Raw genomic sequence first — 12,057 nt, forward strand, 5'->3', positions numbered from 1 at the left:
CTGCGGCTGGGCGACATCGTTGAGATCGACGGGGAGTCGTGGGCGTGGGAAGGAGTGCGTCGGGGTACCGAGGCCAAGGCCCCTGACCCCTGATCTTGGACACGCTGATTCCAGCACGGCGCTGGGGAAGCGAGAATCCAAGGGATGGCTAGGAAGAACTACACGGACGATTTCCGTCAGCGGGCGGTGGATTTGTATGAGTCCACGCCCGGTGCGACGTTGAAAGCGATCGCAGCGGATCTGGGGATCTCCCGGGGTGCGCTGCGGGAGTGGGTTGAGAAGCTCGGCACCGGTGCGACGACCGCATCGACGTCGGTGCCGGCGTCGGGGCGGTCGGAGTCGCAGGCGGCGCGGATCGTCCGCCTCGAGGCCGAGCTCGCGGCCGCGGAAGCCGAGAAACGCAAGCTGGAGACGGAGCGGGACATCCTCCGCCAGGCGGCGAAGTATTTCGCCGGGGAGACGAACTGGTGAACCGCTTCCAGTTCGTCGAGGACCACAAGGACGCCTACGGCGTGAAGCGGTTGTGCGAGGTCATCGAGATCGCCAGGTCGTCGTTCTACGCCTGGCTCGCGGCGGCCCCGGGACGGGCTGCGCGAGCGGCGGACGATGCGGCGCTGGCGGCGCGGATTCGTGTCCTGCAGGACCCCGATCAGGGTGGCGATCGCGCCTATGGGGCACCGCGCATCACCGCCGACCTCAACGACGGCGTCCCGGCCGCCGAGCGGGTGAATCACAAGCGGGTCGCCCGCGTGATGCGCGAGAACGACCTCGCCGGGATCCGGCTGCGCCGACGGGTGAAGACGACGATCCCGGACCAGTCCGGGAGGCGCTTCCCCGACCTCATCGGGAGGGACTTTTCCATCGGTGAGCCAGGCCGCCGGTACGTCGGCGATATCACCTACCTGCCGATCGCGGACGGGTCGAACCTCTACCTCGCGACCTGCATCGACCTCGGCTCCCGCAAGCTCGCCGGTTGGCAGGTCGCCGACCACATGCGCGTAGGGCTCGTCGAAGATGCGCTGCGCGCCGCGGCCCGTGATCGCGGGTCACTGGCCGGCGCGATCTTTCACAGCGACCACGGCAGCGTCTACACCTCGAAGGCCTACGCCGAGCTCTGCGAGCGACTGAAGGTGACGCAGTCCATGGGTGCGGTGGGGTCGAGTGCCGATAACTCCCTGGCGGAGAGCGTCAACGCCGCGCTGAAACGCGAGCTCCTCGAAGGCGCTGCAGCGTTCCCCGACCAGGCCACCGCCTACCGGGCTGTGTTCCGGTGGGCCAACCGTTACAACACCCGTCGGCGTCACTCCGCGATTGGCCACGTGAGCCCGAACGCCTACGAAGCCGCCTACGCGGCGACCGCGTCAGCTACCCTCGCGGAAGCGGCATAACCGAAACGACACCGTGTCCACGATCGAGGGTCAAGGCCCCAAGTTGCGCCGCGAGGGAACCGCCGACGACTGGATGGTCATCTCGGTTCCCGAGTTACTTGCTCATGCGGGCAGCTCGAAGCGTGATGTGGATCTTCCGCTGCGGATCGCTGGCGGCGATTGGCCAAGTGACGTACTCGACATGGAGAGGCACTTGCTGGAAGCATTTCGGGGTATCCCGATGGCCCCGACTGCAACCGGGCCGCGCCCGCAGTATGACCCTGCCATTACGACACAGGAGCAGCGGATTGCGTCGAAGATCGCGGAGACGGCCGGCACGTCATTGGCCCGCTCGCGGAAGGCGCTGTTCAACTTCTGGAAGGTCTATCAATCGCACGGTGTGGCGGGGCTGGACGCCCGGATGCACAGACGGGGCAAGCGAAGACTTGTGATCGCGAGGGCAGATCCGCGACTGGTCGCCGTCATCGACCGTGCGCTGGACGATCGCAGGGATATGCCGACTACTACTCGACGCCACTGCGCGTTGCTGGTGCGTCGGATGCTGGAGAGCATGTACCCGGGCGACCCGGTCTGCGATATCACTGACACCACGCTGCAGGGTTACATCAATGAGCGAGACGCGGGTCGGTACAGCTTCGATAAGGCCACCACTCGGCGCACGGCCGCGAACAGTCCGGATCGCCAACACTTCTCCGGCAGCGCCTTCCGACTCGGAGCGGTGTGCGAGATCGACTCGACGCTGCTGGATGTGCAGGTGTGGGATGACAGGGGCAACACCTACCGCCCCACTGCGACCGTGCTTTTCGATGTCGCGAGTCGAGTGCCTCTCGCATGGGCGATCCACGCTAACTCGCCGAACGGATTCGATCACTCACTTCTGCTGGCTCGTGCCATCGTGGGGCGCCGTGCGATTCCAGGGTCCGCTGCCGCGGTGCTTTCCGGATCCGCAACTCTTCCCATTGAGCTGATGAAGAGAGTGAATCCGTACCTCGACGACGACTCGTTGGCTGTGCCCTGGATCTTCCCTCACGCGATCACGATCGACGGAGGCGCCGACTTTCGCTCTGCGACGTTTGAGGCTGCGTGTCGCGCGTTCGGCATCACCCTGGTGCTGGCGCCCCCGAACGCCGCTACGGTGAAGCCGCATGTCGAGCGCAACTTCGGAACCACATCGACCAGCTTTGCGACCTGGCTGGCCGGCGCGACTGGCAGTTCGGTCGCGAACAGGGGTAAGCGGGATAACCCGACGCTGACGCTTGACTCGGTGCGGCTTGCGTTCGAGACATGGATCACGACGGTCTACTTGAACACACATCACGGCGGGTTGAAGTCGCCGCTGTTCCCGGGGCGGGAGTGGACTCCCAACCAGATGTACGCAGTACTGTTCGAGGTCGGCCCGGGCGTGCAGTTGCCGTTCCGCGCGGAGGACTTCTTCGCCCTCCTGCCTACAAAACCCCGCGTGATCAGCAGCGAAGGCATCGAGTTCAACAACCGGACCTACGACTCGCCGTTGCTGGCCGAACTGCGCGACCGCTCGTTGACAGGTGCGGCCACCGGCTCAACCCGGGCGCGGAAGTTCGACATCAGTTACGACCCTTACAACTCCAACGCCGTGTGGGTGCGCCACCCAGAGACCGACGAGTGGATCGAGTGCTGGGACACCGCGCTCGACGACAAGGCGGCGTGGATGGTCGCCGAGGCTGCAGTCAAGCTGGTCGAACGATTCGGCTCCGGTGACCCAGGCGAGACCCCGAAGAGGACGGAGCTCCTGGATGTCATGGAGAGGCGGGAGCGCAGCGACAAGCGCGCCCGCAATCGCAACCTTCGCGACAGGGCCACCGGCGCAACGGCGCCCTATATGTCCGATTCCGGCGCGACGGACCCGGAGCCGATCGACCTGGACGGATGGACCGACCCTGCCGATGTCGGTGACATCGACTGGGACTCGCCGGAGTACGACATCGTCACGGTGAAGGAGTTCTGAAGGTGATCGTCCAACCTCTGGTGCTACACCACGCGCGCAAGACCACCCTGCTCGGACTGCGTGAGGCGTTCACCGCTCTTCCGCCCCCGCCTCCCCCGCTGTCGTTCGCCGAGTACTCCACCCTGCCGACGAGAGGGCGGGCTGCGTACGATCAGGCCCGGGACGACTAGAGCGGCACCGGGAGGCAGAGGCGATCGTACTCCGTGTAGTGCAGACCTTCTCCAACGGAGTACCCGTTGTTGAGAATGTTGTGGTGTGAGAGTGTCGCACCTTTGGGGAAACCGGTCGTTCCCGATGTGTACTGGATATTGATCGGCTGGTCGAACGTGAGTTCCGCGGCCCGGTCGCTCAGCCGGCCGACGTCCTCGGTGGTGCCGGGTTGGAGGAGTCGCGTCCAGCCGGGTGATCCAACGAATACGACGTCGTGGTAGTTGATCTCGGCGAGCATGGCGGCGTAGTCGGTGTCGCGGAAGTTGGTCGCGCTGATCATCAGCCGCATGGTTGATTGCTTGATGACGTAGTCCAGCTCTGTCGTGCGATACGCCGGGTTGACGTTGACGAGAATGGCGCCGATTTTCGCGGTTGCGTACTGGACGAGAACCCACTCTGCGGAATTGGGCGACCATACGCCGACCCGATCGCCTCTTGCGATTCCAGCCTTGATCAGGTTGGCAGCCAGCGCCTCGACATCGTGGAGCAACTCTGCGAACGTCCAACGCCTCCCACTGAAGGTCTCGACAAGCGCTTCTCGCTCAGGGAATTCCTGTGCAATCTGGTCGAGGAGTACCCCGATCGTCTGCCCGAGCAAAGGTGAGGTGCCGGTGCCGGACGCGTAAGAGATGAGTGCTTCATTGCTCATTCGCACATCATCGACGGACTCTCGCGACCTCATCACCCCCATACAGGGGTGGATTACCGATCTCAAAACTGTGACAGTTGACCGCAGTAGAGAACGGGAGTATTCAGAGTGGAATCCGTCCTATCGTCATCCCTCGCGTCGATGCGGCGCGAGACCGGATTGCCTATCGCCTTCGGGGGCGAGGTCTCCGCGAACGGCACACGGATGGTGATCAACGAGTCTGTGGGAAACGCGAGTCGCGCGCTCAACGGGCTCGTGATTCGTGCCGGGCACGGACTTGGAGGCAAAGCGCTGCGCGGGGCGAAGATCGCGGCCGTCGCCGACTACCTATCGGAACCCAGCATCACCCACGAGTACGACCACGCCGTCGCTGCTGAGCGCTTGCGATCCATCGTCGTAGTGCCCGTTGTCGTCAACGGAACGGTGCGGGCAATGCTGTACGGGGCACTCCGTGTGCCAGCGGAACTGGGCTCGTCCGTCTTGCGTGGAGTGCGCGAGATCGCTCGCAGGGTCGAGTTCGATATCGCCGTCGCCGACGAGGTCGCCCGGCAACTACGCACTCTTGAGGCTGCGACGATCACGGAAGCGGCGCGTTCCTCACCGGCCGATCCCGACCGGGCGGCGGTCAGCGCCGCTTATGCGGAACTGCGTGCTCTTGCCCGCGAAACCGATGACCGCGATCTACGCGTTCGCCTCGCGCGAATCTCGCACGGTCTGTCAGGCGGGCAGGCAGTCCATCGCTCACGCGTGTTGTCTCCCCGTGAGATCGACGTGCTCTCCCTCGTTGCGGTGGGCTACACGAACAAGGAGATCGCGGACCGCCTCGGAATCGAGGCAGAGACGGTCAAGAGCTATCTGCGGTCGATCATGCACAGACTGTCCGCGCACAATCGCACGCAAGCCGTCGCGCTCGCCCGGGCAATCGGCGAACTCCCCTAAGCGGACTACTTCGGTGCATCTCGCCACGGCGGAGGGACTGGACCACCTGCTGGCCCGGCCCACGCCGGCCCGGTGCAACAAGAGCGAACCCCCAGCGATCGCCGACGCTGGGGGTTCGCTCCTTCATCCTGGCGCGATCAGGGCGTGCTCGCACCGTCGTGCTGATCGGCTCCCTGCGGCTTGCGCGGTAGCGCCTTTCGAACTCCGACATTGCCACCGACCCGCGGCTTGTTCATCCCGTCTTCACGAGGGAGGCCATGAGCGCGGCCTGAAGCTGCACACCGACGAATCGGCGCGCGCTGTTGCCGCCATCGATGACTCCCGCCATGTAGAAGAAGCCGTGAACCAACCCGTTGAATCGGACTGAAGTTACCGTGTTGCCTGCCTCCGCCATTGCCTGTGCGTAGGCCTCGCCCTGGTCCCGCAACGGGTCATACCCCCCTGTGATCACTGTCGCGTCGGGGAGGTTGCTCAGATCTGGGTTCAAGCCCGGCGACGCCAACACATCGCGCCGGTTTTCGCCTGCGTATGTCGAGTAGCAGTACTCGCTATCGCGGGCCGTGAGGAAGTAACCTTCCGCGAACTCCTCGAAGCTTCCGGTGAGGTCAGTCGATAGCTCGGTCGTGGGGTAGATCAGCGCCTGGTGCACGAGCGCGGGTTGGTGCCCTCGAAGCTGCTGCGCAGTGACTGCTGCGAGAGTGCCGCCGGCGCTGTCTCCCGCGACGGCGACGCGCGAGACGTCTATCGGCAGCGCAGAGTCTCCACGAAGCACGGCCTCAGTTACCGCGAGAGCATCCTGAATCGCGGCGGGGAATGGCGCCTCCGGCGCCCTTCGGTAGTCAACGCTGACTACGAGGGCACCTGAGTACTTCGCCAGGTCGCGTGCGGTCGTATCTGCGATTTCGAGATCGCCGAGAACAAAGCCTCCGCCATGGAAGTAGATCACGGCTGGCGCGTCATGCTCCACAGGGGTAGCGCTGTACAGCCGCACGGGAACGCCGGCAATCGTCGTGTCCTCGACATATGGAAGTTCCGTTGTCGCACCTGTGAGTGGGAGCGCGTTGCTGAGGGCGGCGCGGTTCTGTTCAACTGTCTGAGTGTCCGCCGGCGGTGAGCCTGCGACGATGTCGAGGAACCTTCTGGCATCAGGGTGCACTGTCATTGTGTCTCCTTCATTTTCATTTGCGCGAGTCGGCAACCGACGCTAGCAGGTTTTCCCCTGAATAGCAGGGCTTGTGTTCGCCGGATACCCCGGCGGCGGGTGAGTTTGCTGTTGGGTGAGATTCGGCAGTGCGCACCTATGGCTAGACCGCCGCGATCGCGTCGATCTCGATTGTTGCTCCGTTGTACAACGAGTGCACACCGATGACGGTGCTCGCTGAGGGCTCGGCCACTTGCACAATTGCGTTTCGAGTCCGGCGCCACATGGCGAGCTTGTCTTGATCGAGCTGTGTGATGTAGACGTTCACGCGAACGAGGTCTTCGTAGGTCGCTCCGCCTGCCGCGAGTGCGCGCTCGAGTTCTGCATAGGTGAGCTCGATGGCGCGAACGAAATCGCTGGGGACCGAACCGTCCGCTTCGAATCCGACCTGGCCGGAGATGAAGAGAAGGTCACCTGCGGTTACTCGGACACTGTCCGAGATGCCAGGTACGACGGGCGCTCTCGTATGCGCAATTCTTCCGTTCGCCATTCATTTCTCCTTTGGATGCGGTCGAATGGGCTCGATCTTGGGTAGCGCGGATCGCCTAGTCTCCACGGCCATATACGACGTAGAACGGAACCAGCGATTCGGGCAGCATCGACTTTCTGTCGAGCACGAACCATTTTCGGTTGTGGTACACGAGCGGGTTCGGCTCCTGGCACGGTCCGTCCGCCCTACGTGGACTTGCCCCGATGGCTTCTACGACGACGAGCGTGGCGTCCCTCACTTCGAACCGGTCCGCGACTCGTCCCCGTATCCACGAGTTGGCTCGCGGGTAGTATGGTTCCCCCGATGGGAGCCTGTCCCATTCGATGTCTTCACCAAAGCGCTCAGCTCCGCTGCGAGCGCCCAGTTTGGCAAGCTGAACCTGGTCCGACGCCAGCATGTGCACGATCAGGGTCTCGGCGCGCGCGATGGTGGGGGTGCTCGACGAGCGCGCCGAGGCGGAGAAGACCAGCGTTGGCGGATCGATCGAGACGGAGGCTACCGAACTGACGGTCATCGCTACCGGTCCGTCACCTGCGTCGGCGGTGACAATTGCAACCCCGGCGGGGTGGTGGCGAAAGGCGTAGGTGAACTCCTCCGCGGAGATGTTCTGATCGGCTCGTTCTCGGGACATCGATTGTCCTTCTCGCTGGGTCCGCGCGCCGATTAGACGATCGGAAGCACGAATCGTGCTTCCTCTTCGCGTCCGCACAGCACCTTTCCGTATGCTTCGTACCCACTCATCCCGAGGGTGTGTCCATGGCGACTCGCCGTTGCCTGATCCCGCCATATGCGCTGGAGAACGGACGCTTCAGCGAAGCCCGCAGACCCGTGCGCGGTCATCAGTTCGTGGATCATGGTGGTGATGGTCTCGACCACCCACCCGGCCTTCGCGCGCATCTCGATCCGCTCGGCATACGGCGCATAGTAGCCTCGCTCGGCGGCATCGTAGATCTGATCCGCCACCTCCTCCGCCACCCGTTCGGCTGCGTCCAACTGGAGCGCGGCCTTCGCGATCTGTACCTGGAAGGAGGCGGAGTCTGATTGCTTCTCATAGCCGGTGTAGGCGATGGCCTTCGTGTCCGCCTTCGCGATCACAAAATCGAGTGCCGCGCGGCCCATCCCAAGGTGGGGTCCAACCAGCTTCATGAACAGCGACGGAACGAACACCGTCTGGTAGGTCTGTTCGGGATTGTCGCCAAGGTGTTGGCCGTCGACGGCGGCAGTGAGCGGCAAGATGCGATGGTCTGGGACGAAGACGTTCTCGGCTACTTGGATGACGCTGCCGGTTGACTTCATCCCAGCGACGAACCAGTTGTCCTCCAACGTCAGGTCAGTGGTCGGGATCAGCGCGAGGCCAGCATCGACCACTTCCCCCGCGTCATTCTTCAGAGGGATGCCGAGCAGCGACCAACCTGCGTGACGGCTCCCGGTCCCGTACGCCCATCGGCCGGTGACTTTGAGCCCGCCGGGCACCTGCTCCGTGTCGGATGTCGTCGCGAGAACGATCGATATGAAGGAATCCACACCGCCCTCCCCGCCCCAGACATCCTGCTGCGCCTGCTCGCTCATGAGGCTCAGAACCCAGGCGCCCGAGTCCAAGATTCCGCAAACCCATGCCGTGCCGCCGTCGCCCCGTCCGATCGCCCGCGCCACGGCGTTGCACTCCCGCGTGTTTGCCGCAAGACCGCCGAACTTGGTCGGGGCGGAAACGCTGAATGCGCCGGTCTTCGCGACGGCAGAGAACATCTCGTCGGGGATCCGCCGCAAGTCCTCGCCGGCCCTACCTCCAGCCGCAAGCGCCGCACGCATGTCATCAATGCGGTCGATAACAGCGGCAACTTCGGGCCGAATACCTGCGTCTGACATCAAGTGACTCCTTCGTGGTCGACACTGGTCGCTGACAATCTCCAACTCATTGCCTGCTCGCTCATCATCGAGGGAGTGCAGCGACGTCATCACCCCCATTCAGGGGTGGGCCGCTGATCAGGTGCGTCCGCTCGGCGAATGCGCGAGGGACACCCTCGGAGGCGAGATGGCCAGACATGATGTCGTCGGAAGGCCGGACACGGTGCGCCGGTCCAATCAGGCGCGTGAGGATCGCGCAAACAGAACACTGCATGTGAACGGGCGCGACGCGGCAGTCGAGTGGGTGACCGAGGCGAGACGAATTCCGTGCCCACGCCGTGCCCACAACTGAAACGATCCCTGACGGCCCCTCTCCGGCGGTCCTATGCGACTCGGGTGGCGTCGAGCTGAGCCTGGATGGCGTCGAGGATGAGGGTGAGGCCGTTGTCGAATTCGCTCGGATAGGTGTAGTCGCCGCTGCTCAGCAGTTCGGTCAGCGACCGTGAGAGGTTCGGGTAGGCGCCCGGGTCGGGTGAGACGGTTGCCGCGAAGTCAGCTTCTGCGCCCGGGTTGGGCTGGAACGGGAGATTGGTCTCACTGAGCGCAAAGCCGTAAACGAAGGCGTCCACGGTTGAAAAAGCGAGCGTCGCCAGTGGAGCGGTGAAGCCGGCGGCGAAGAGCCATCCGAGGACCCTGTCGTGATGAGTCAGCAGGGCCGCGCTCGGCGCAGGCCGTGATTCGATCATCGCGATCGACCACGGGTGTGCGACGAATACGGCGCGGGCGGATCGAGCGCGCGTTTCCATTGCCTCTCGCCATGGCGCATCTGGCGGAGGAAGATCGATCTTGGCGATGGCCCATTCGGCGAGCGCGTCGAGGAGAGCGTCTTTGCTCGATACGTGGTGATAGAGCGACATGCCCTCGACTCCGAGCTCGCCGCCCACGCTGCGCATCGAGACACCAGCGAGACCGGACCGGTCGGCGACGGCAGCCGCCGCGGCGATCACGCGTTCCCTTGTCAGGGTCCCTCGTCGGCTCACTGTGACATCTTTGCGTAACTTACGGTCGTAAGAGTAGGATCGGGCGGCAAGTCTTACATGTGTAAGTTTTATCGCTGGGAGCCCGCATGATCGTCGATCCTTCTTCCCCGTTCCGGCCGCTCGACCCGAGAGTCCGGCTCGCCGCGCTCTGGACGAGCGTCATGTTCCTCGTCGCGTTCGTCGACATCTTCGCGTTCTACCGCGCTGACCTCCGAGAGCAGATCGAGGCAGGACGCGCTTTCGTATTCACCATCAACGAAGCCTTCATGTTGGGCATCGTTCTGTACGTCGCAGTGCCCTCACTGATGATCGCCGCGTCGGTACTGATCCCGCGCACGGTCAATCGGTTGATGCAAATCGTGGTCGCGGCAGTGTTCGCCCTCACGATCATCGGCGCTGCGATCGGCGAGTGGAGCTACTACCTCGTTGCCAGCGGCATCGAGCTCGCACTCCTCGCAGGGGTCATCGCCGTCGCGGTCCGATGGAAGGACACTCCACTGGTCGCGGCGCGAGACCTCGCGGCAGCCCGAACCTCCCGGGACGCGCGAGGGTGAGCCCGCGAGTGACCCGCTCACGACAAGCGCGCACGTTCCTCACCATCACCTTCAGCGCTGTCCTGCTGCTGTGCCTCCCGGCGCTGCTCGGCGTCGATGCCGACTACCTGGGGGTTGCCACGCCTCTTGCGCAGTGGATTCCCGCACTTGCGGTCATTCTTGCGGTCAGACCCGTGCGCGGCAGCCGAGCCCTACGAAGCTTGTGGCGCGCCTCACCCTTCGGCGGGGCACGCACCTGGATTGTCATCGGGCTCACCACGGCCGCCATCCTCGTTGTCGCCGCGGCGCAGATCGTTGTGGGCGTCGCCGTGGGCGTCGTCTCGTGGTCACCCGATCCCGCCCTCGGCGAAACCGCTTTGCTTGTTCTCCCCGTGGCGCTGCTCGCCTTCCTCTCCGCAACAGGTGAGGAGTTCGGCTGGCGGGGATTCCTCTGGACCCGCGTCCGAGGGAATCGTGGGTTCTGGTGGACCGCCCTCGCTGTCGGTGCCGTCTGGACGGCCTGGCATCTCCCACTGCTCGTCGCATACGGCGCTCAGGGGGACCTGTCCTGGCGAACCGTGCTCGGAACGACGGTCGACCTCTTGGTGGCCTCACTCGTCCTCGGCGCCGGGCGCGAGCTTTCCGGGAGCGCGTGGCCGGCTGCATGGGGCCATGCACTGGTCAATTCCGTCCTCGTCTTCGCGTCGACCGCCTTCGTCACACCCGCGACGCAACTTCCCGATCCAGCGTTCTGGGTGTATAAGGCTCTCGGCTGGGCGGCGTGGGTGGGCGCGGCGGCGGGGATGCTCGCTCTTCGAAGGCGCCTCCTTATCGCACCCGCGCGAGACGTCACCGGGCGCAGCCTCGACGAAACCGAGGATGCGCTGCTGGAAGCGCTGCGCACGAGCGATGTCGACGCCCTGCGCGCTTTGCTTGCCGAGGATCTGCGTTTCCGCCTGCCCGACGGTTCGGTGGTCGATCGCGCAGCCGATCTGCACGCACACGCGTCCGGAGCACTGAGGTTTCTGCAGATCGACGAGACGCACCGAACGACGGACCAGCAGAAAGGGAAGGGAAGCACAGTGTCGAGATCACGCGTTCACGTTGTCGACCGCGGGCGCTTCGCGGAGGCGACGATGACCTATCGCCGTTCGTGGGCGATCGTCGGGGGCCGCTGGCAGGTCGTCGCGGGCAGCGCCGAGGTTGTGAACGACGAGGAAGCGGTGGCACTGTGACTACTTACGCTGAAACAACTCCTCCACCCACTGCGAGCAACTCCGATCTCCAGTACACGGTGCGGCAGGTGCTGGGGATCTGGGCCGCTGCGGCGATCCCGATGGCATCACTTGCGGCAGAGTGGGCGAACGACTTCATTCAGCGAATCGACGCGGCAATGACCAACGAGACAACCTGACGTCGGGCCCCTCGCGAGACAACATCCGCGGCCGCGGCCGCTGCCTCGACATCCGCCTCCGCGGCATTCTCCTCCTCGTCTTCGGCCGCATCCCCGGCGTTGACGTCGTCTGCGGCGCCTTCCTCGGCCCACGGCGCCCTCCGCGGCGTCTTCGCTCTCCCCGGATTCCTTCACATCGCCCGCGGGCAAAGAGCGGATCGAAGTGACCGTCGTCGACGAACCACTCAAAGCCAGGTCTATAAAGCGCGTCGGACGCGGGTCGCTCTACGCCCGACTCGAGTTCGAGCAAGGCGTCTCGGGAAAGTGTCACGACAAGGGCGGCTCGATGCTCTCAACGCATGCCCGTTACGCGTGACATCCAGTG

Annotated in this window: 14 protein-coding genes; 8 read left to right on the plus strand and 6 right to left on the minus strand. The window is 64.4% G+C overall.

Annotated features, from left to right (window positions below; genetic code table 11):
- Positions 1-144: 144 nt before the first annotated feature.
- From LL236_RS13210 to LL236_RS13220, 3 genes are all read left to right on the plus strand, one after another.
- A protein-coding gene (locus tag LL236_RS13210; RefSeq protein ID WP_374198034.1) for an IS3 family transposase occupies positions 145-1,388 on the plus strand; the annotation gives its coding sequence in 2 pieces (ribosomal slippage) (positions 145-457 and positions 457-1,388; 1,245 coding nt in all).
- Between the two features lie 13 nt (positions 1,389-1,401).
- On the plus strand, positions 1,402-3,372 hold the full coding sequence (locus tag LL236_RS15050) for a Mu transposase C-terminal domain-containing protein (RefSeq protein WP_228179296.1): 1,971 nt from the start codon (positions 1,402-1,404) through the stop codon (positions 3,370-3,372).
- A 2-nt stretch (positions 3,373-3,374) separates the two neighbouring features.
- Positions 3,375-3,542, plus strand: a complete 168-nt coding sequence (locus LL236_RS13220) for a hypothetical protein (RefSeq protein ID WP_228179297.1) — start codon at positions 3,375-3,377, stop codon at positions 3,540-3,542.
- On the opposite strand, the gene LL236_RS13225 is transcribed toward LL236_RS13220, so the two are convergent.
- The gene (locus tag LL236_RS13225; RefSeq protein WP_228179298.1) at positions 3,539-4,231 is read right to left on the minus strand and encodes an AMP-binding protein; all 693 of its coding nucleotides are present in this window, start codon (positions 4,229-4,231) and stop codon (positions 3,539-3,541) included. The two genes, LL236_RS13220 and LL236_RS13225, sit on opposite strands and share 4 nt — an antisense overlap.
- Before the next feature lie 108 nt (positions 4,232-4,339).
- Between LL236_RS13225 and LL236_RS15055 the strand changes: the two genes are divergently transcribed.
- Entirely contained in the window at positions 4,340-5,170 is an 831-nt protein-coding gene (locus tag LL236_RS15055; protein WP_195692599.1) for a helix-turn-helix transcriptional regulator, read from the plus strand.
- A gap of 232 nt (positions 5,171-5,402) precedes the next feature.
- On the opposite strand, the gene LL236_RS13235 is transcribed toward LL236_RS15055, so the two are convergent.
- From LL236_RS13235 to LL236_RS13255, 5 genes are all read right to left on the minus strand, one after another.
- On the minus strand, positions 5,403-6,332 hold the full coding sequence (locus LL236_RS13235) for an alpha/beta hydrolase (RefSeq protein ID WP_228179299.1): 930 nt from the start codon (positions 6,330-6,332) through the stop codon (positions 5,403-5,405).
- A 142-nt stretch (positions 6,333-6,474) separates the two neighbouring features.
- The gene (locus LL236_RS13240) at positions 6,475-6,861 is read right to left on the minus strand and encodes a RidA family protein (RefSeq protein ID WP_195692601.1); all 387 of its coding nucleotides are present in this window, start codon (positions 6,859-6,861) and stop codon (positions 6,475-6,477) included.
- 55 nt (positions 6,862-6,916) lie between these two features.
- Positions 6,917-7,492, minus strand: coding sequence for a flavin reductase family protein (locus LL236_RS13245; protein ID WP_228179300.1), 576 nt, complete (start codon positions 7,490-7,492; stop codon positions 6,917-6,919).
- A 32-nt stretch (positions 7,493-7,524) separates the two neighbouring features.
- Positions 7,525-8,727 carry an acyl-CoA dehydrogenase family protein gene (locus tag LL236_RS13250; protein WP_228179301.1) on the minus strand — a complete coding sequence of 401 codons (1,203 nt, stop codon included), beginning with the start codon at positions 8,725-8,727 and terminating at the stop codon, positions 7,525-7,527.
- Between the two features lie 362 nt (positions 8,728-9,089).
- Positions 9,090-9,746 carry a TetR/AcrR family transcriptional regulator C-terminal domain-containing protein gene (locus tag LL236_RS13255; protein ID WP_195692603.1) on the minus strand — a complete coding sequence of 219 codons (657 nt, stop codon included), beginning with the start codon at positions 9,744-9,746 and terminating at the stop codon, positions 9,090-9,092.
- 86 nt (positions 9,747-9,832) lie between these two features.
- Here LL236_RS13255 and LL236_RS13260 point away from each other — a divergent pair, with 86 nt between their 5' ends.
- From LL236_RS13260 to LL236_RS15060, 4 genes are all read left to right on the plus strand, one after another.
- A complete protein-coding gene (locus tag LL236_RS13260; RefSeq protein ID WP_195692604.1) occupies positions 9,833-10,300 on the plus strand; it encodes a DUF6326 family protein in 468 nt (155 codons plus the stop codon).
- Positions 10,301-10,308: 8 nt separating this feature from the next.
- A complete protein-coding gene (locus LL236_RS13265) occupies positions 10,309-11,514 on the plus strand; it encodes a CPBP family glutamic-type intramembrane protease (protein WP_228179302.1) in 1,206 nt (401 codons plus the stop codon).
- On the plus strand, positions 11,511-11,693 hold the full coding sequence (locus LL236_RS13270) for a hypothetical protein (RefSeq protein ID WP_133177950.1): 183 nt from the start codon (positions 11,511-11,513) through the stop codon (positions 11,691-11,693). Before LL236_RS13265 ends, LL236_RS13270 begins: the two co-directional genes overlap by 4 nt.
- Positions 11,694-11,895: 202 nt before the next feature.
- A complete protein-coding gene (locus tag LL236_RS15060; protein ID WP_228179303.1) occupies positions 11,896-12,048 on the plus strand; it encodes a hypothetical protein in 153 nt (50 codons plus the stop codon).
- Positions 12,049-12,057 lie beyond the last annotated feature (9 nt).

It is taken from the genome of Microbacterium schleiferi (genome assembly GCF_020781975.1).
Classification (GTDB): domain Bacteria; phylum Actinomycetota; class Actinomycetes; order Actinomycetales; family Microbacteriaceae; genus Microbacterium.

Coding starts and splice junctions, on each gene's coding strand:
- LL236_RS13245 (WP_228179300.1), bottom strand. CDS start 7,492: ATGTCCCGAGAACGAGCCGATCAGAACATCTCCGCGGAGGAGTTCACC.
- LL236_RS13235 (WP_228179299.1), bottom strand. CDS start 6,332: ATGACAGTGCACCCTGATGCCAGAAGGTTCCTCGACATCGTCGCAGGC.
- LL236_RS13240 (WP_195692601.1), bottom strand. CDS start 6,861: ATGGCGAACGGAAGAATTGCGCATACGAGAGCGCCCGTCGTACCTGGC.
- LL236_RS13250 (WP_228179301.1), bottom strand. CDS start 8,727: ATGTCAGACGCAGGTATTCGGCCCGAAGTTGCCGCTGTTATCGACCGC.
- LL236_RS13260 (WP_195692604.1), top strand. CDS start 9,833: ATGATCGTCGATCCTTCTTCCCCGTTCCGGCCGCTCGACCCGAGAGTC.
- LL236_RS13225 (WP_228179298.1), bottom strand. CDS start 4,231: ATGAGCAATGAAGCACTCATCTCTTACGCGTCCGGCACCGGCACCTCA.